This is a genomic window from Pseudomonas sp. OE 28.3 (genome assembly GCF_014268205.2).
GTDB classification, from domain to species: domain Bacteria; phylum Pseudomonadota; class Gammaproteobacteria; order Pseudomonadales; family Pseudomonadaceae; genus Aquipseudomonas; species Aquipseudomonas edaphica.
Map to the genome: position 1 here is coordinate 4,441,356 of NZ_CP077082.1, position 18,831 is coordinate 4,460,186.

18 protein-coding genes and 1 pseudogene are annotated in these 18,831 nt (G+C 61.9%); 13 read left to right on the plus strand and 6 right to left on the minus strand.

Annotation, left to right across the window (positions count from 1 at the left end; all coding sequences use genetic code 11):
- Positions 1-4 precede the first annotated feature (4 nt).
- The 6 genes from hpaE (at position 5) to hpaI (ending at position 5,784) form a co-directional block, all read left to right on the plus strand.
- Positions 5-1,465 carry a 5-carboxymethyl-2-hydroxymuconate semialdehyde dehydrogenase gene (gene hpaE, locus HU759_RS19835; RefSeq protein WP_138450182.1) on the plus strand — a complete coding sequence of 487 codons (1,461 nt, stop codon included), beginning with the start codon at positions 5-7 and terminating at the stop codon, positions 1,463-1,465.
- A gap of 69 nt (positions 1,466-1,534) precedes the next feature.
- The gene (gene hpaD / locus HU759_RS19840) at positions 1,535-2,392 is read left to right on the plus strand and encodes a 3,4-dihydroxyphenylacetate 2,3-dioxygenase (protein ID WP_138450184.1); all 858 of its coding nucleotides are present in this window, start codon (positions 1,535-1,537) and stop codon (positions 2,390-2,392) included.
- A gap of 16 nt (positions 2,393-2,408) precedes the next feature.
- Positions 2,409-2,801: a 5-carboxymethyl-2-hydroxymuconate Delta-isomerase gene (locus HU759_RS19845; protein WP_138450186.1), complete on the plus strand. Its 393-nt coding sequence runs from the start codon at positions 2,409-2,411 to the stop codon at positions 2,799-2,801.
- A 46-nt stretch (positions 2,802-2,847) separates the two neighbouring features.
- A complete protein-coding gene (locus HU759_RS19850; protein WP_138450187.1) occupies positions 2,848-4,152 on the plus strand; it encodes an MFS transporter in 1,305 nt (434 codons plus the stop codon).
- A gap of 11 nt (positions 4,153-4,163) precedes the next feature.
- On the plus strand, positions 4,164-4,967 hold the full coding sequence (gene hpaH, locus HU759_RS19855) for a 2-oxo-hept-4-ene-1,7-dioate hydratase (protein WP_170040428.1): 804 nt from the start codon (positions 4,164-4,166) through the stop codon (positions 4,965-4,967).
- A gap of 16 nt (positions 4,968-4,983) precedes the next feature.
- Positions 4,984-5,784: a 4-hydroxy-2-oxoheptanedioate aldolase gene (gene hpaI, locus HU759_RS19860; RefSeq protein WP_170040426.1), complete on the plus strand. Its 801-nt coding sequence runs from the start codon at positions 4,984-4,986 to the stop codon at positions 5,782-5,784.
- 110 nt (positions 5,785-5,894) lie between these two features.
- Here hpaI and hpaR read toward each other — a convergent pair whose 3' ends face one another.
- The gene (gene hpaR / locus HU759_RS19865) at positions 5,895-6,317 is read right to left on the minus strand and encodes a homoprotocatechuate degradation operon regulator HpaR (RefSeq protein WP_138453172.1); all 423 of its coding nucleotides are present in this window, start codon (positions 6,315-6,317) and stop codon (positions 5,895-5,897) included.
- A 208-nt stretch (positions 6,318-6,525) separates the two neighbouring features.
- On the opposite strand from hpaR, the gene HU759_RS19870 reads away from it, so the two are divergent.
- Genes HU759_RS19870 through HU759_RS19890 form a run of 5 tightly spaced genes read left to right on the plus strand, consistent with a single transcriptional unit; the run spans position 6,526 to position 10,594 of the window.
- A complete protein-coding gene (locus tag HU759_RS19870) occupies positions 6,526-7,824 on the plus strand; it encodes an FAD-binding oxidoreductase (protein WP_170040424.1) in 1,299 nt (432 codons plus the stop codon).
- Positions 7,825-7,854: 30 nt separating this feature from the next.
- Positions 7,855-8,220, plus strand: a complete 366-nt coding sequence (locus HU759_RS19875; RefSeq protein WP_138453175.1) for a cupin domain-containing protein — start codon at positions 7,855-7,857, stop codon at positions 8,218-8,220.
- An 11-nt stretch (positions 8,221-8,231) separates the two neighbouring features.
- Positions 8,232-9,053, plus strand: a complete 822-nt coding sequence (locus HU759_RS19880) for a molybdenum cofactor biosynthesis F family protein (protein WP_170040422.1) — start codon at positions 8,232-8,234, stop codon at positions 9,051-9,053.
- Entirely contained in the window at positions 9,046-9,849 is an 804-nt protein-coding gene (locus HU759_RS19885; RefSeq protein WP_138453179.1) for an SDR family oxidoreductase, read from the plus strand. Before HU759_RS19880 ends, HU759_RS19885 begins: the two co-directional genes overlap by 8 nt.
- A complete protein-coding gene (locus tag HU759_RS19890) occupies positions 9,839-10,594 on the plus strand; it encodes an SDR family oxidoreductase (RefSeq protein ID WP_186617575.1) in 756 nt (251 codons plus the stop codon). The genes HU759_RS19885 and HU759_RS19890 overlap by 11 nt, the downstream gene beginning before the upstream one ends.
- A 120-nt stretch (positions 10,595-10,714) precedes the next feature.
- Here the strand turns inward: HU759_RS19890 and feaR are convergent, their stop codons facing one another.
- The 3 genes from feaR to HU759_RS19905 form a co-directional block, all read right to left on the minus strand.
- The gene (feaR, locus tag HU759_RS19895; RefSeq protein ID WP_138452224.1) at positions 10,715-11,656 is read right to left on the minus strand and encodes a transcriptional regulator FeaR; all 942 of its coding nucleotides are present in this window, start codon (positions 11,654-11,656) and stop codon (positions 10,715-10,717) included.
- 112 nt (positions 11,657-11,768) lie between these two features.
- Positions 11,769-12,335 (minus strand): DUF3156 family protein, encoded by a 567-nt coding sequence (locus HU759_RS19900; RefSeq protein WP_170040418.1) that lies wholly within the window; start codon positions 12,333-12,335, stop codon positions 11,769-11,771.
- Positions 12,298-13,797 (minus strand): APC family permease, encoded by a 1,500-nt coding sequence (locus HU759_RS19905; protein ID WP_170040416.1) that lies wholly within the window; start codon positions 13,795-13,797, stop codon positions 12,298-12,300. Before HU759_RS19905 ends, HU759_RS19900 begins: the two co-directional genes overlap by 38 nt.
- Before the next feature lie 216 nt (positions 13,798-14,013).
- On the opposite strand from HU759_RS19905, the gene HU759_RS19910 reads away from it, so the two are divergent.
- Positions 14,014-15,336 carry a hypothetical protein gene (locus HU759_RS19910; RefSeq protein ID WP_138452231.1) on the plus strand — a complete coding sequence of 441 codons (1,323 nt, stop codon included), beginning with the start codon at positions 14,014-14,016 and terminating at the stop codon, positions 15,334-15,336.
- 38 nt (positions 15,337-15,374) lie between these two features.
- Here the strand turns inward: HU759_RS19910 and HU759_RS19915 are convergent.
- Positions 15,375-15,848: pseudogene (locus tag HU759_RS19915) on the minus strand (flavin reductase family protein); the annotation flags it as partial.
- A gap of 57 nt (positions 15,849-15,905) precedes the next feature.
- The gene (locus HU759_RS19920; RefSeq protein WP_138452235.1) at positions 15,906-17,075 is read right to left on the minus strand and encodes a p-hydroxyphenylacetate 3-hydroxylase oxygenase component; all 1,170 of its coding nucleotides are present in this window, start codon (positions 17,073-17,075) and stop codon (positions 15,906-15,908) included.
- A 236-nt stretch (positions 17,076-17,311) separates the two neighbouring features.
- On the opposite strand from HU759_RS19920, the gene HU759_RS19925 reads away from it, so the two are divergent.
- Entirely contained in the window at positions 17,312-18,799 is a 1,488-nt protein-coding gene (locus HU759_RS19925) for an aldehyde dehydrogenase family protein (RefSeq protein ID WP_170040414.1), read from the plus strand.
- Positions 18,800-18,831 lie beyond the last annotated feature (32 nt).

The window sequence follows — 18,831 nt, forward strand, 5'->3', positions numbered from 1 at the left end:
CAGCATGATCAAACACTGGATCAACGGCCGTGAGGTCGAAAGCAAAGACACCTTCATCAACTACAACCCGGCCACCGGCGAAGCCATTGGCGAAGTCGCCAGCGGCGGCGCCGAGGAAGTTGCGCAGGCCGTTGCAGCCGCCAAAGAAGCCTTCCCGAAATGGGCCAACACCCCGGCCAAAGAACGCGCCCGGCTGATGCGCAAACTGGGTGAGTTGATCGAGCAGAACGTGCCGCGCCTGGCCGAGCTGGAAACCCTCGATACCGGCTTGCCGATCCACCAGACCAAGAACGTGCTGATCCCCCGCGCATCGCACAACTTTGATTTCTTCGCCGAAGTCTGCACGCGCATGGACGGCCACAGCTACCCGGTGGACGATCAGATGCTCAACTACACCCTCTACCAGCCGGTGGGCGTGTGCGGGTTGGTGTCGCCCTGGAACGTGCCGTTCATGACCGCCACCTGGAAGACCGCGCCGTGCCTGGCGCTGGGTAACACAGCAGTGCTGAAGATGTCCGAGCTGTCGCCGCTGACCGCCAATGAACTCGGGCGCCTGGCGGTGGAAGCCGGAATTCCCAACGGCGTGCTCAACGTAATCCAGGGCTACGGCGCCACCGCCGGTGATGCACTGGTGCGCCACCCGGACGTGCGCGCTATCTCCTTCACGGGCGGCACCGCCACCGGCAAGAAGATCATGCAAACCGCCGGGCTGAAAAAGTACTCGATGGAACTGGGCGGCAAGTCGCCGGTGCTGATCTTTGAAGACGCCGACCTTGAACGCGCCCTGGATGCCGCGCTGTTCACGATCTTTTCGCTGAACGGCGAACGCTGCACCGCCGGCAGCCGGGTCTTTATCCAGGAGAGTGTCTACCCGCAGTTTGTCGCCGAGTTTGCCGCACGCGCAAAACGCTTGATCGTCGGCGACCCGCAAGACCCGAAAACCCAGGTCGGCTCGATGATCACCCAGGCGCACTACGACAAGGTCACCGGCTACATCAAGATTGGCCTGGAAGAAGGCGCCACCTTGCTCGCCGGTGGCCTGGAACGCCCGGCCAATCTGCCCGCGCATTTGAGCAAAGGCCAGTTTATCCAGCCGACCGTATTTGCCGATGTGAACAACAAGATGCGCATCGCCCAGGAAGAAATCTTCGGCCCGGTGGTGTGCCTGATTCCATTCAAGGACGAGGCCGAGGCGCTGCAACTGGCCAACGACACCGAGTACGGCCTGGCCTCGTATATCTGGACCCAGGACATCGGCAAGGCCCATCGCCTGGCGCGCGGAATTGAAGCCGGCATGGTATTTATCAACAGCCAGAACGTGCGCGACCTGCGTCAGCCGTTCGGCGGCGTCAAAGGCTCCGGTACCGGGCGCGAAGGCGGCCAGTACAGCTTTGAAGTGTTTGCCGAGATCAAGAACGTGTGCATTTCCATGGGCAGCCATCACATCCCGCGTTGGGGTGTGTAGCACCAGAGCAAGCCAGCTCCCAAAGGGGCCTCACTGGTATTACAAGAATAAGTACTCAGGAGAATGATCATGGGCGAAGTGGTTCTGGCAGCGAAGATCTGCCACGTACCGTCGATGTACCTGTCGGAGTTGCCCGGCAAACATCACGGCTGTCGCGAAGCGGCGATCGCCGGCCACAAGGAAATCGGTCGGCGCGCCCGCGAGCTGGGCGCCGACACCGCCGTGGTGTTCGACGTGCACTGGCTGGTCAACAGCGGCTATCACGTCAACTGTGGCGCGCAGTTCCAGGGCACCTACACCAGCAACGAGCTGCCGCACTTTATCAAGAACATGGAGTACGCCTACCCAGGCGACCCGCAATTGGGTGAGCTGATTGCCGCTGAAGCCAACCTCGCCGGCGTGCGCAGCATGGCCCATAACATCCCGAGCCTGGAGCTGGAATACGGCACCCTGGTGCCCATGCGCTACATGCACATGGGCGTGCCGGAGGATGAGAAATTCAAGGTCATCTCCATCGCGGCCTGGTGCGCCTGGCATCGCCTGGAGGACAGTTTCGCGTTTGGCGCCGCTGTGCGCCGGGCTATCGAAAAGAGTGATCGCAAGGTACTGGTGCTGGCTTCCGGTTCACTGTCCCACCGCTTTTCGGATGACCGCCAGGCCGAGGCGAATATCCATAACTGGACCCGTGAGTTCGACAAGCAAGTGGACCTGCACGTAGTGGAGATGTGGAAGCAAGGCCGCTTCGAGGAGTTCTGCGCGATGCTGCCCGACTACGCCGAACACTGCTTTGGCGAAGGCAAGATGCACGACACCGCCATGCTCCTGGGCCTGCTCGGGGGGCCGGACTATGCCAAGCCTGCCGAGATCATCACGCCGCCGTTCGGCAGTTCGGGCACCGGCCAGATCAACGCGATTTTCCCGCTGTAAACCTGGGAGAAAAACCATGCCGCATTTTATCGCCGAGTACACCGACAACATTGAGCAACAGGCCGATCTGCCCAGCCTGTTTGAAAAAGTCCATCACGTGCTGGGCGACACTGGCGTGTTCCCACTCGGCGGCATTCGCAGCCGTGGCGTGCGCCTGGACAGCTGGCGCATGGCTGACGGCAAGCACGACTACGCCTTTGTACACATGACCCTAAAAGTCGGCCATGGCCGCGACCTTGCCACCCGCCAGGCGGTGGCCGAAGCGCTGTTCGCGGTGATCACCGCACACTTTGCCCCGTTGCAAGCGCAACGCTTGCTGGCGCTGTCATTCGAGATGGTCGAGCTGCACCCGCAGCTCAATTTCAAGCAGAACAATGTGCATGCGTTCCTGAACAACCCGACGGGCTAAGCCCCGCCGCCCCTCTCACGGCCACTCAAACAAAAAGTACAACACCATGAGCACAGCCAATTCCACTGCCAGCCACGTGCTGGCTGAGCACGACCGCACCCATCGTTTAGTCACCTGGCGGCTAATGCCACTGTTGCTGGTGTGTTACCTGTTCGCCCATCTGGACCGCATCAACATCGGTTTTGCCAAAATGCAGATGAGCAGCGACCTGCACTTCAGCGACACGGTCTACGGCTTCGGCGCCGGGCTGTTTTTTATCGCCTACGCGCTGTTTGGCGTGCCAAGCAATATGGCCCTGGACCGGGTCGGGCCGAGGCGTTGGATAGCCAGCCTGATGGTGGTGTGGGGCCTGTTGTCCACCGGCATGTTGTGGGTCGAAAGTGCGCGTGGTTTCTACGTGTTGCGCTTTCTGCTGGGGGTGGCCGAGGCCGGTTTTTTCCCCGGCATTCTGGTGTTTCTCAACCGTTGGTACCCGGCACGCCGCCGCGCCCAGGTCACCGCACTGTTCGCGATTGCGGTGCCGATGGCCGGCGTGCTGGGCGGGCCGATTTCCGGCGCGATCCTGGAAAACTTCCATGATGTCGGCAGCCTGCGCGGCTGGCAGTGGATGTTCCTGATCGAAGGCGCGCCGGTGGTGCTGCTCGGTCTGGTGGTGCTCAAGTGGTTGCCGGATGGTTTTGATTCAGTGAGCTGGCTGACGGACGCGCAAAAGCAGCAACTGCGCACCCAACTCAGCAGCGAGGAACAGCGCAAGACCATCACTTCATTCGGCGGCATCCTGCGTGACCCGCAAGTGTGGCTGCTGGTGGCGGTGTACTTTGCGGTGATGTTGGCGGTCAACACCCTCGCCTTCTGGATGCCCACGCTGATCCACGGCGCCGGCATCGGCCGCGACAGCCAGGTCGGTCTGCTCAGCGCCGTACCCTACCTGGCCGGCTGCTTCTTCATGATCGGTTGCGGGCGCTCATCCGACCGCCATCGCGAACGCCGGTGGCACCTGTGTGTGCCACTGCAGATGGCCGCCGTCGGCATCGCCGTGGCGGGCCTGGCGCCGGGCAACCCGCTGCTGGTGATGGGCGGGCTGGTGGTCGCCGGCATGGGCGCCAGTGCCGCCTTGCCGATGTTCTGGCAGCTGCCGCCGGCGTTCCTCTCGACCACCACCCAAGCTGCCGGCATCGCCATGATCAGTTCGTTCGGCAGCATCGCCGCGTTCCTCGCGCCGTACCTGATCGGCTGGATGCGCGACGCGACCCAGAGCGCCAGCCTGGCGCTTTACGTACTCGCCCTGTTTATCGCCCTCGGCGGCCTGCTGGTGCTGCGCACCCACGCCGCCATCGTCAACCCACACTAGAGACCGTTGCCATGCTCGACTCCCAGCAAATCCTCGCCGCCGCCGCCCACCTGGACCGCGCCGAACGCAGCCGCGAACAGGTGCGCCAGTTTTCCCTCGACTACCCCGGCATCACCATTGAAGACGCCTACGCCATCCAGCGCGCCTGGGTGGCGCAAAAGATCCAGGACGGGCGCCGCTTGAAAGGCCACAAGATCGGCCTGACTTCGCGGGCCATGCAGGTCTCGTCGAACATCACCGAGCCCGATTTTGGCGCGCTGCTCGATGACATGTTTTTCGACGAAGGCAGCGACATTCCGTTCGAGCGTTTCATCGTGCCACGGGTGGAAGTGGAACTGGCCTTCATTCTCGGTAAACCGCTCAAAGGCCCGAACTGCACGGTGTTCGATGTGCTCGACGCCACCGAGTGGGTGATCCCGGCGCTGGAGATCATCGACGCGCGCATCCAACAGGTCGACCCGCAGACCAACGCTACCCGCAAGGTCTTCGACACTATCTCCGACAATGCCGCGAATGCCGGTGTGGTGCTGGGCGGCCGCGCCGTGCGGCCCACCGAGATCGACCTGCGCAAGGTGCCGGCGGTGCTGTACCGCAATGGCGTGATCGAAGAGTCCGGCGTGTCAGCGGCGGTGCTCAACCACCCGGCCAAGGGCGTGGCCTGGCTGGCCAACAAGCTGGCCGCGTACGACGTCACGCTACTGCCCGGGCAAGTGATCCTCGGTGGCTCATTCACCCGCCCGGTGGCGGCCCGCCCTGGCGATACCTTCCATGTCGACTACGACATGCTCGGGTCAATTGCCTGCCGTTTCGTTTGAGCCCTGGAGGTTAGCCATGAACATGCCCATCAACCGCTTCAAACAACGCTTGCGCAACGGCGAGGTGCAGATCGGCCTGTGGCTCGGCCTCGCCGATGCCTACTGCGCCGAACTGGCTGCCAACGCCGGTTTCGACTGGCTGCTGATCGACGGCGAACACGCGCCCAATCAGCTGCACAGCATGCTCGGCCAATTGCAGGCCATCGCACCCTACCCCAGCCAGGCGCTGATTCGCCCGGTCATCGGCGACAGCGCGCTGATCAAGCAACTGCTGGATATCGGCGCCCAGACCTTGCTGGTGCCGATGGTGGAAAGTGCCGCCCAGGCCCGCGAACTGGTGCGCGCCATGCGCTACCCGCCACAGGGCATTCGCGGGGTTGGCAGTGCGTTGGCGCGGGCGTCGCGCTGGAACAGCATTGCCTGTTACCTCGACCAGGCCGATGAGCAGATGTGCCTGTTGGTACAAATTGAGAGCCTTGAAGGCCTGGCCAATCTGGATGCGATTGCGGCGGTCGACGGCGTGGACGGTGTGTTTATCGGCCCGGCGGATTTGAGTGCGTCGATGGGGCATCGCGGTAATCCGGGGCACGTTGACGTGCAGGCAGCAATAGAAGATGCGATCAAGCGCATTGTGCAGGCGGGCAAGGCGGCGGGGATTCTCAGTGCCGATGAGGGTTTGGCGCGGCGTTATATCGAGCTGGGAGCGACGTTTGTAGCGGTGGGCGTGGATACCACCGTGTTGATGCGTGGGTTGCAGGCGTTGGCGGGGAAATTCAACGGCGCTCCCACTGCCAACCACACAGGCAGTGTGTACTGAGACACCTGTGGGAGCTGGCTTGCCCGCGATAGCATCAACTCGGTTTACCAGGCATACCGAGGTGTCCGCATCGCAGGCAAGCCAGCTCCCACATTTGGATGTGTGGTGATTCAGCGCTTGATGTTCTTCAGCTCATCCAGCAGCCCCAGCAGCGCCTCAAACTTGTCTGCACCAAACTGATCCTGCAAACGCTGGTAGTTGGCCTCCATGCACTGGCTCATCGACTCAAAGCTCGCCTTGCCCTTGTCGGCCAGGGTCACCAGTACACGGCGCTGGTCTTGCTCGGCCTTGCGGCGGTGCACCATGCCGGCGTTTTCCATGCGCACCAGCACGCCGGTCATGCTGGGTTTAAGGATGCAGGCCAGTTCCGCCAGCTGGTAAATCTCCAGCTCACCGTACTGTTCGAGGATGCGGATGATCCGCCATTGCTGTTCGGTCAGCCCGTGTTCATTCAGGGATGGGCGGAAAAAACTCATGGCGGCTTCGCGGGCTTGCAGCAGCGCCAGCGTCAAGGATTGTCGAGGTTTGGACATAGGGATCAGGGTCACGGGTTATTTAGTTAATAATTTAACGAAACTCTAGCATTCCCGGTCGCCCAGCGCGCTATAACTTGTTGGCAACAGCTGCCCGTGGCGCGCTGAATCAAAAGCCTGGGCACGCAGGGTCAAGACTTCCATCCCGCCAGGGTACCTAATGGAGGCATCCGCTTTAGAGCCTTCCTTCACCTTTTCAGGCTGCGCCATGATCAACATTGAAACCCCCACGTATTACACCGCAACCAAGAAGTACAACCTCGGCTTTCCCACGCTGGAACAGGATATCGACGCCGACGTCGTGGTGATCGGCGGCGGTTTCTCCGGCATCAATACCGCCCTTGAACTGGCGGAAAAAGGTATCACCAACATTGTTGTGCTGGAGGCGCGCTACCTGGGCTTTGGCGGCACCGGCCGCAATGGCGGGCAGATCATGGCGGGCATCGGCCATGACCTGGAGAAGATCAAGAAGGATGTGGGCGAAGACGGCCTGCGACAGGTCTTCGAGATCAGCGACCTGGGCGCCGACATCATCAAGAACCGCATTGCCAAGTACAACATCGACGCGGACTTCTGCCACGGCTACGGCTACATGGGCTTCAACGCCCGCCAGGAAAAAACCCTGCGCGCCTGGGAGAAAGACTTCAAGTCAATCAACAGCCAGCACGAGATTCGCTTCCTGGGTGGCTCCGACGTGCAGCAGATCATCGGTTCCAACGCCTACACCAGCGCCCTATTGCACATGGGCGGCGGGCATGTGCATTCGCTCAACCTGCTGCTGGGCGAGGCCACGGCGCTGGCGGGCCACGGTGTGCGGATTTTCGAGAACAGCCCGGCCCTGGACGTCAGCTATGGCGAGCGCATCACCGTGCGCACCGGGCGTGGTTCGGTGCGCGCGAGCAAGTTGCTGTGGGCCTGCGACAGCTTCCTCAACAAGCTCGAACCCGAGCTGCACCGCTCGACCATCAACACTTACGCGTTCCAGATGATGACCGAGCCGTTGTCAGAAGAGCTGATCCAGCGCATCAGCCCGATCCGCGGGGCCTACAGCGATATTCGCCCAGTGATCGACTACTACCGCGTGACCAATGAAAACCGCCTGCTGTTCGGCGCCGCGACACCCTTGGTCGAGCATATCCCCGGTGACCTCAAGGCCTGGAACCGCAACCTGATGCTGAAGATTTTCCCTTACCTCAAGGACGTGAAAATTGATCTGGCCTGGGGCGGCCCGATGGCGTGCAGCCCCAATCTGTTCCCACAGATAGGCACCTTGCCGGGACGCAGCAATGCGTTTTTCGTACAGGGCTATTCGGGCTTTGGCGTCACCCCCAGCCACATCATCTGCAAGGTCCTGGCCGAAGGTATGAGCGAAGGCTCGGCACGCTATGACCTGGTCAGTTCGATTCACCGCCCGACCATCATCGGCAAGGACGCGATCCGCCCTCTGTTGCTAACGGCGGGCAAATCCTGGCACCAACTTTCCGGCTACTGGAACGGGCGCCGCTAACCCCCTTTTTACTCATCAGGAGCAACTGCCATGACCCTTACCACCATCAAGCACAACGTCCAGCTGTCTGAACTCGATGCCTGGGGCACCGTGGCCGACCTCGGCTCCGAGATCCTTGCAGGCGAAGTGCGAGCCTTCGGCAAGATGACCTTCGGCGCGCCCACCGACCCGGTCAGCAGCGCATATTTTGGCACGACCCAGGGCAAGTTCCGCATGGTCTACCCGTTTGCCGAGCAGGCCACGGTGGTCAGCGGCGAAGTAGTGCTGACCGACGAATCCACCGGTCAATCGACGCGTTTCAAGGCCGGCGACAGCTGGTTCGTGACCAAGGGCACGCCCGTGCTGTGGGAAGTGGTCAGCGAGCATTTCGTCAAACACTACTTCGCCGTTGCCTGAGGAGGCCTCCCATGACGAGTTCCCCAGACTGGATCACCGTGGGCGCCCTGGCCGACGGTTTCGCTCCCCAAGCCTTTATACTGCCGAACCTGGCCGAGCTGGCCGGCAAGACCTTCACCCTGCACTTTGAAAATGGCTGGCAGATCGAGCACCGTTTCGCGCCGGAGCGCCTTAATTGGCACGCCGCCGACGGTCATTCCAGCGGCAGCGCAGCCTACCGCGCCACCTCGATTCGAGCGGGCCTGTACCTGGTCGACTTCATCAAGCATGAGGCTGGCCAAAGCTGGTCGATCAGCCTGGTGCTGGATACGCCGAATGCGTCCTTTACTGCCGTGATCGGGCGTATGCCGGACCCGGCAGAGACCCACGAAGGTCTCTACCACCGAGCCCTGGCCGGCAAACCGCTGACCTCGGTGCAGGTCGACTTCCTGCACGGCAGCCTCGACCGCCCGTGGCAGGACGGCCACTGCAAGCACGCGCCAACCGATGAGCTGGTGGGCCTGCGTAACCAATATCGCTACAGCCCCAGTGAGGTCTACGAGCACATCTACCTCAATGAGCGCTTCTACGCCTGGCAATGCTTGAAGGGCGTGGAGCAAGGCCTGTGCGACATCGACCGCTGCCATTACTACAAGATCGCCGAGCAGTTGTACCTGTTTGTGTGGCAGGAGAAGATTGTGCCCACCCTCGGACTGGTGTTGATCGACCTGCAACAGCACCGCAGCGACGGCAAGATCTTCGGCTATGCCGGGGCGTCGTTCGATGCGCTGTCGAACTTCCCGATCAGCTCGTATTGCCAGGTGCTTAACCGCACGGAGTACCCCCGTGACTGAGCCGCGCACGGTGGTGATCACCGGGGCCGGCACCGGCATCGGCGCCGCCTGCGCGCGCCTGTATGCCGAGCAAGGTGCGCAGCTGGTGTTGATCGGGCGGCGCCGTGAACCCTTGGAACAGGTGGCGCGCGACACCGGCGGCTTGATCCTGGTGGGCGATGCCGCCTGTCCTGGCACCTGGGACGGGTTTATCCGGCTGATCCATGAGCACTACGGGCGCCTCGATGTGCTGCTGGCCTGCGCCGGTGGCCATGGCTTGGGCAGCGCCACCCAGACCAGCTCCGCCACCTGGGAAGGCGCCCTGCGCAGCAACCTCGACAGCGCGTTCTACAGCGCCCGTGCCTGCTTGCCGTTGTTGCAGGCAAGTGCGGGCAACATCGTACTGATCGGCTCCATCGCCTCCTTGGCGGCGGGGCCGGAAGTCTGCGGCTACACCACCGCCAAGCATGCGCTACTGGGGCTAAACCGCTCGCTCGCGCGCGATTACGGGCCTCACGGTGTGCGGGTGAATGCCGTGTGCCCCGGCTGGGTAAAAACGCCCATGGCCGATGCGGAAATGCAGCCCTTGATGGACGCCTATGGCGATACCTTGCAGCAGGCCTATGCACGAGTTTGCGCCGACGTGCCACTGCGTCGGGCCGCCCAGCCCGAGGAAATTGCCAAGGTCTGCCGCTTCCTGGCGTCCAGCGATGCATCGATCATCACCGGGGCGACGATAGTGGCCGACGGCGGTTCAAGCATTGTTGATGTGCCGACCTTGGCGTTCACGCGCCTGGAGGCCAGCCATGCGCCGTGACCTGGATTTCCGCGGGCAAGTGGTGCTGGTAACTGGCGGCGCCCAGGGCATTGGATTGGGCATTGTCGACGCGTTTGCCCAACGTGGCGCGCAGGTGGTGATTGCCGATCGGATGTTGGCACAGGCCCAGGCTGTGGCCGCTGAGCTGTGTGCACAGGGTTATCGCGTGGAGGCCGTCGGAGTTGACCTGGCGGAGTCGGACGCGGTGTTTGCTTGCGTTCAGGGGCTGGCACGGGTGGATGTGCTGGTGCACAACGCCGGGTATTTTCCGTTGACGGCGTTTGACGACATTACCCCAGAGATTCTGCAGCGCACCTTGGCGGTGAACCTGTCGGCGTTGTTCTGGCTGACTCAGGCGGCGTTGCCGATGTTTCGTGAGCAAGGCCGTGGTTGCGTACTGGTGACGTCTTCAGTCACTGGCAATCGGGTGGGTTATCCGGGGCTCACTCACTATGCGGCGTCGAAAGCCGGGGTCAATGGTTTTATCCGCAATGCGGCGTTGGAATTGGCGTCGTTGAATGTGCGGGTCAATGGTGTGGAGCCGGGGATGATCGCTACGCCAGCGATGGGGAACCTGGGTGATGCTGCGTTGAATGACAGCATTGCCGGGCGCGTGCCGTTGGGGCGCCTGGGTTCGGCGCAGGATATTGCTGGGGCGATGGTGTTTCTGGCTTCGGATCTGGCGGGCTACATCACTGGCCAGACCTTAGTGGTGGATGGCGGTTCAACCCTGCCAGAAGTCTAAAACCCAATTCCAATGTGGGAGCTGGCTTGCCTGCGATACAGCCACCTCGGCGTGTCAGTCACACTGCGGTGATGCCATCGCAGGCAAACCAGCTCCCACACCAGCCCACAACGCATTTTCTTACGCCCCCACCGCCTGCAACCGGCTGGACCGGAAATCCTTGGGCGACAGCTCAAACTGCTTCTTGAACGATCGGCTGAAATGCGCCGAATCCGTAAACCCCCACTTATACGCAATCGACGTAATCGACTCACTGCGCAAAAACGGGTTAGTCAGGTCATCCGCACTGCGCTTGAGCCGCGCCCGCTGGATATAGCGGCACACACTGTCATCCTGTTCCTCAAACAACCGATACAAATGCCGCACCGAAATATTCAGCCGGTTGGCCAAACCCACCGGGCTCAGGCCGGGTTGGCTGAGCGACTCGTCAATCACCTTCTGCACATAGCTGCGCAGGTTATTGCCCTGCAACGCCGCCAGCCCTTCGCGGCACTCGTCACCCTGCTCCAGCGCCGAACCCAACAGCGACACAAACGCCGTCTGCAGCGCCGCCACTTCGCCCGCCCCATCGGCCGTATCGTCCTTGCACAGCTGGTCCATCAACACATGCAACATGCGCCCACAGGCCTTGGTCGAAGAAATTTTGCCAAACGCGCGCGACTCCCCGCCCAAGTGCTTGCACACCTCAGGCCGCGACAGCGACAGCGACGCGTGTTCGATCAAGCCAAAAGGGGTAATCTCGATGGAGCCCACCGAGTCCATCAACAGCATCTCGCCAGGCGCCAGTTGCAGGATCTGGCCGTTCTGCACAATTTGCGAATAACCGCTGCGCTGGCTGACCAGGAAACACTCCTGGTCGTTGTCGTGGTCGGCATGGTGCGTGGGGCGCTTGATCAGCCCGGCATTGGTGCGCAGGATCGCCAGGCCACGGGGCAAGTTGTTGATCTCGCCGATAAACAGCGAGCGGTTGAAGGCCAGTTCCGTGTCGAAGTGCCCACACGCAGCGCGCAGTTCGTGGTTCCAGCTGTCCAGCCCGTCGTGTGCCTGCTGTTGGATGCTCATGGGGTGCCTCCGCAATGGCTTGTTCTTGTTGTTCTGCTGCAATAGTTAACATGTTATCTATATGCGCGCAACAACTACCGGTTTACCCTTGCAGAAGCACTATTGATGCCAATCAGAGGTTCGACAACACCCGTTGCAGCCCCACCAGTGTCACCAGCAAATGCTCGCTCTGCACAGGGCTCAGGGCAATGTAACGCCGAAACGCCGGCAGGCGATTGACCACCTCGCTGCCGCCCATATGTTCCAGGCGCACACACCATTGCTGGTCCTGCAACTCGATACGCAGGCGCTTGAAATCCAGCGGCATCAAAGCCCGAAACAACGCCTCATCCGCCAGCAAACGCGCCTGCAATTCACGGCCCAGCGCCTGGTTGCCTGCACGCCGGCGTACACGCACGCCAGTGCGCCGAATCGCGCCGCCATGGTGCACCGCAAAACTGCCCGTGCCTCCTGTCGTCGCAGGCACATGCAGCACGAACTCGGTCATGACCAGGTGCATCAGCAACTGCGATTCGGCGCGTTCGACAATCTCGAACGCCACACCCTCCACTTCCAGTGTCGCCAGCCCCAAATTGCGCCGCAGACGCTCCAGCGTTACCCCAGGCCGATAGCCGGAAGGCGCACGATCCGCGCGAAACAGCTCAAACAGCTTTTGCCGCAAAGTCGCTATAACCTTCATGGGAATGCCCCGGTTCATTGCCGAATTCCTTGGCCAGCACCTCCTCCACGGAGGCCGGCTTGAAGGGGTTGACCTTCTGCACCACGAGGGTCCAGAACAACGCATAGGCGGCGGTGATCGCCAGCATCACGCCGAACGGCACGTAGATATCCGCCGGGTTCATGCCCGGCGGTGTGATAAACCACATGCCCAGCAAGATGCCGATGCTCGAGACGATCTGCGGCAGCGGGAACCACGGCGAACGGTAGGCCCGTGGCAAATCCGGGCGACGAATGCGCAGGCTCACCACCGACACCGTTACCAGCAGATAAGCGAAACTCCAGGCACACACCGCCGCCAGCACCAGGTGCATGATGTTGTCGGTGTTGCCGCCCAGGTACAGCGCGTGCAGACACGGAATCAGCATCGCCACCAGGATGCACAGCAGCGGTGTTTTAAAGCGCGGGTGCAGGTAGGTAAAGACCTTGGGCAATGCACCATCCACCGCCATGCCGTAGAGAATCCGCGGCACACCGGCCATCAGGGTATTGATGGTCGCCGCGCCGGCAAACAGGAAGCCGATGCCCAGCCACAGCGGGCCGACCTGCCCCATCACCTGCTCGGCGAACTTGGGGATGGCCATGGGTGTGTCCAGCAGGTGCACGCCCGACGCAGCGTCCAGCACCACGTTTTCCACTTGGCGCTTCATTGCAGCGCCGTAGATGAACATGCACGTGGCCACGCCCACCAGCCCGAGCATCATCGCCCGGGGCATGACCTTGGCCGATTGGCGCAGGTCTGGCGCCAGCGGCGTGACGAACTCGCAGCCGACGAACATGAACATCGCCATACCCACCAGGGACAGCACGGTGATCGTGTCGGTGCCGACCAATGACACGCCGAACCAGCCGTCCAACTGCACCGCTGGCGCGGCGATCAGGCCAAGCACGCCGAACACCATCAAGGTGGTCCACATGCCAAAGGTGAGGATGATTTCTGCCCGGCCGAAAGCGCTGACACCAAAGGCATTCAGCACCCCGAAAACAACCACGAAGCCCACGCCCAGCAGCCAGGAACCGCCAGCGGACTCGGCCAAGGTATTGAGGTGCTCGAAGTTCACCAAGGCCATTACGCCGGCTAGAATGGTTTCGGCGGTGCCGGCAAACACGTGCACGATCAGGTAGGCCGACAAGGTGCCGGTGATCGCAAAAAACCGCCCCATGCCGCAGTTGATGTAGTCGTACACCGAGCCGGTGGTGGGCAGGATCGAGGCGGCTTCGGCGAAAGTGGTGGCCTGGGCCAGCATCATCACCACGGCGATCAGCATCGCCAGGGCAAACGCGCTGCCGCCGATGCCGAAGCCCATGGTGGCGGTGAGGATCACCGGGCTGGCCATGATCAGGCCAATGGTACTGGCCAAGGCGGTGGGAAAACCTACCGTGCCCCGGTTGAGGTGCGCGGTGAGTCGGTCATTGATCGACATAATGGGGTCCTCGAAAGCGTTTTTTTAATGTGCCAGCACTGTGCGCCCCACCCAAGTTGGTCGTCTTGCCCCTGTCTGCCGCCGGTTTTGTTGCTGCCTGCCACGGCGTATTGCCTGGCGGCCAGGGTCAATTCCCTGGCACGCAAATGAAAGACTTGCGCCTGCAGCGCTCGCCCTAATGCGCCCTCACTCTTAACCAAGCTGGGGACAATAACAATGGAGCACACACTGAAAAACCGTCGCTTGCGCCAGGCGGTAGGGCTGGGCATCGCGTTGCTGGTCGGCAAGGTTCAAGCCATCGAGCTGTACAGCGATGCCGACACCAGGGTCACCGGTAACTTCCTCGCCGTGTACGGCATGTTCAATAGCCCGAAAAACTACGACGGGCGCAGCGGCGGCTCGACCTGGCGTGAGGCGTTCATTAAGTACGGCCTGAGCGTCGAGCAAAACCTGGGCAACTTTGGCGGCGTGTACGGCACCGCCAACCTGGTGAGTTCCGGCACCTGGGGCGATGGCGATGCGTCCGGGGTCACCAACGGCACCGAGCGCACCACCAAATTCGACGAAGCCTTCGCCGGCTGGCGCTCCGGTGACCTGTTTCCGGCGCTGGGCAAGGATGGCGTCGACCTGTCCTTCGGGCGGCAAATCATCACGCTGGGGGACGGTTTTATCATCAACGACGACGGCCCCAACCTGGGCAAGGGCGTGGGCGATGGCGAGTTCAATCGCGGCGGTGCCTACTACATTGCTGCGCGCCACGCGTTCGACAAGGCGGCGGTGATCCGCCTGGGCGGCAAGGACGGCGTGCACGGCAGCCTGATGTGGCTCAAGTCCGACAACCCGGCGCAAGCCATGACCGAAATGGCCATCAGCACCCTCGATTACAGCGCCGCGCCGGGCACCTTGGGCCTGACTTATATTCACGGCATTGACGTGGATGAGCGCTACGCCACTGACCTGCAACGCCAGCGCAAGGGCATGAACCTCTATAGCCTGCGCGGCAGCGGCAATGCCGGTATCGATAACGCGCACTTTGCCTTTGAACTGGCGCGTCAGGACCGCCGCGACAGCCAGCAAAACGCCGGTTACGCCGAGGCCGGCTACACCTTCGCTGGCTTGCCGTGGTCACCCGACCTGACCTATCGCTATGCGCGCTACTCAAGAAACTGGGACGGCATGTTCTCAGGCTTCAATCGCGGCTACGGTACCTGGGTTCAGGGCGAAGTGGCGGGCAACTATTCCGGCCCCTACAACAGCAACACGGGGGTGCAGCACGTGGCGTTCAAGCTCAAGCCACTGGACAACCTGACCCTCGGCGCGTTGTTTTTTGACTACAGCACCGTCAGCACCCGTGGCCAGCTCAACCTGGATGGCCGTGAGCTGGACCTGTACGCCGAGTGGGCGGTCAACGAGCACCTGATCATTACGCCGCTGATGGGCCTGTACAAGCCCAACAAGGATGCCGAAACCGGCGGCAACCAGGTCGTCGGTAACGGCACCAATGTCTACAGTCAGTTGGTGGTTGCCGTACCGTTTTGAAGCCCTTCGGGCGCGCACGGACGCAGCGCCTGAACCTCTGCGTAAGCGCCTTGGTGATAAAGCAACGGCGCACGCCCGAAGTCATCAAAGGCCACTACCTTGCCGATCATGATCCAGTGATCGCCACCGTCGATCTGCTGGTATTTCTCGCAATGAAAGCGCGCCGAGCAGTCGGCGAACACGGGCGAGCCACCCTCGCCCGGTTCGTATTCGATCAAGGCGAAACGGTCTTCACGCGGGCGCGCAAAGTTATTCGACAGGTGCACTTGGTCGGCAGCCAGTACATTCACGGCAAAGTGGCTGGCCTCCTCGAACACCTCGTGACTGCTGGAGCGTTTGTCGATGCTCCACAGCACCAGCGGCGGGTCGAGAGACACCGAGTTGAAACTGTTGGCAGTCACACCGACCTTACGCCCGGAGGCGGTGGCGGCGGTGACCACGGTCACACCGGTGGCAAAATTGCCCAGGGCGCGACGAAAGGCGCGTGGGTCGAAAAGGCTGCTGTCAGACATGCAAGACTCCCGGACGGCGGCTAAACGGCCGCCCTGATTAGTGTGGTGGCAAACCCGTCAGACCATGCTCGGGTCAGGTTCCAGGCCCATCAGCTCGCGGCCGAGGATCTGCGCACAAACGTCGTAGTCGGTGTAGGCATGTGCGCCGGTCATATGGGAATCGCGGAATAGGCGCTGCATCTCGTTATGCTCGAACCAGGCATTGCCGCCTGCTGCCGCAAACAGACGGTCCACCGCCTCGATGCACATTTTGGTCGCGTAGGCCTGATTGGTGCGCCAGAACGCCAGGGTTTCGCGGCTGGGATATTGGTGCGCGGCGCTGTGCTCGGCATGTTCCTGCCAGGTCTTCTCCAGGAAGGCGCGAGCGGCGGCGACCTGATGGGTGGACTCGGCCAGGCGCATCAAGGCCGGGGTCGCCGCGCCCACGGCAGCGCCGGTGTAGGCGCGCACGCGGGTTTTGGTTTTTTCGCGGAACACCTCCAACATGCGCTCGGCCACGCCCAGGCTCACGGTGGAGAACCCGCTGGCGAAATACGGCCGGTACGGCGCGTAGAAAATCTTGCTGTCGGGGTAGAGGCCAAAGCCTGCGGATTTGCCTTCCATCATGTCCTTGGCTTTCTGGATACGATGCTCGGGCACCCAGGCACGGTCGATGATCAAGGTCTTGGTGCCGCTGCCTTTCATGCCGGCGGCGTACCAGTCGTCACGGATCTGGTAGTCGCTGCGCGGCAGCACGGCGAAGCAGTAATCCTGGTTGCCTTCGGCGTTCTGGCGACGGCAGCCGACAATCGCCCACTCGCCATGGTCGCAACCACTGCTCCAACCCATCTCACCGCTGAAATACACGCCGCCCTCGCCCTCGGTGACACGCCCGAAGGGCGCAATACTGCTGCTGGCGGTGGCGTCGGGGTTCGCACCCCAGATTTCTTGCTGCAACTGTACGCTGAACAACGCTAACTGATGGCTGTGAGTACACAGCAAACTCATGGCCCAGGCAGTGCTGGCGCAGCTGCCGGCGAGCAAGGCGATGCAGTCGGCGAACTCGGGCAGCGAGAGTTCCAGGCCGCCAAAGGCTTTGGGCTGAAAGGCACGGTGCAGGCCGATACTTTTGAGCCAGGCGATATTTTCATCCGGCACTTGGCGCAGTTGTTCGGCACGTGCGGTATTCGCGGCAATGGCAGGCAAGAGAGGTTTGAGGTCTTCGAGCAGCGGGTTTGGCTTTTTCATGGATAGCCCTGCTTATTATTGGAAGTCCGGCAGGCGCTCCGAGGTCAAGAGCGGCGCTGGATGCAGGCCCAGTATCGGCCGCGGGGCAGCGGCGCAACATGCACATTCGGCAGGCAAGGTTGTACTTTTCACAAGCACGGCAGGCACAGGCATAAAACCTGGCAGGCACAGTCAAGCCGCCTCCAGGAGGGTTGGTTACCCTCGAGTTTTCCTTTGTGAACTGCCAGGAACCTGCCATGAGTGATATTGCGCTGCTGCCCCACGTCGAAACTTTTTTACGTCGCCAACATGGGCTGTTTATCGACGGCGTCAGCGTGCGCAGCCACGCCAGCCAGACGCTGACAGTGACCAACCCGGCAACCGGCCAGGTGATCGCAGAGGTTGCCGATGCGGACGTGGCGGATATCGACGCGGCGGTGGCTTCTGCCAATCGGGGTTTTAAGCAGTGGTCCCAGGCCGCACCCGCCACTCGCGGGAATGTGCTGCTCAAACTGGCCGATCTGTTGGAGCAAAACCGCGAAGAACTGGCGCAGATCGAAACCTGCCAGTCGGGCAAGATCATCCAGATTTCCCGAGCATTCGAGGTCGACCAGGCGACGCACTTTTTGCGCTACTACGCCGGTTGGGCCACCAAGATCAGCGGCCAGACGCTCACGCCATCGCTGCCCTCCTTCAATGGCGAGCGCTACACCGCCTTTACCCTGCGTGAACCGGTGGGCGTGGTGGTGGGCATCGTGCCGTGGAATTTCTCGACCATGATCGCCATCTGGAAACTCGCCTCGGCGCTGGTCACCGGTTGCAGCATCATCATCAAGCCCAGCGAATTCACGCCGCTGACGATCCTGCGCATCGCTGAACTGGCGATCGACGCCGGGTTGCCTGCCGGTGTGCTCAACGTGCTGACGGGCGGCGGCCATGTCGGCAAAGGCCTGGTGGAGCATCCGGGCACCCACAAGGTATCGTTCACCGGCTCCGTGCCCACTGGCATCGCCGTCGGCCGCAGCGCCATGGGCGCAGGCCTGACCCGCGCAACCCTGGAGCTGGGCGGCAAAAATGCCGCCGGATTCCTGCGCGATATGGACGTGGACAAAGCCGTGGGCGGCATCATCGAAGCCGGTTTTTTACACTCCGGGCAAATCTGCGCGGCGGCCGAACGCTTTTTCGTGCATCGCTCGCAGATCGACGCCGTGCTCGACACGCTCAGCCAGCGCCTCAGCGCCCTTAACATCGGCTCGCCCCTGGACGAACGCACCGAATTCGGCCCGGTGACTCACCGGCAGCACCAGCAAAAACTGCTCGGCTACATCAATCAGGCCCGCGCCGAAAAAAACACAATCATTCACGGTGGCAACCTGATCGAGCGCCCCGGCTCCTACTTCGAACCCACCGTGATCCTGGCCAATAGCATCAACGACACTCTGCTCAACGAAGAAACCTTCGGCCCCATCGCCACCTTCCTGCCCTACGACAGCGAAGACGAACTGCTGGCACTGATGAACAACGGCCCTTATGGGTTGAGCGCCAGCCTGTGGACCAACGACCTCGGCAAGGCGCTGCGCATGATCCCGGCCGTCAATGCCGGCACTGTGTGGGTGAACATGCACACCCTGCTCGACCCGGCGGTGCCGTTTGGAGGCAATCGGTCTTCGGGGGTTGGGCGCGAGTTTGGCAGTGCGTTTATCGAGGATTACACCGAGCTTAAGTCGGTGATGATTCGGTACTGATTACACATGCTGTAAACACTACCTCCCACAGA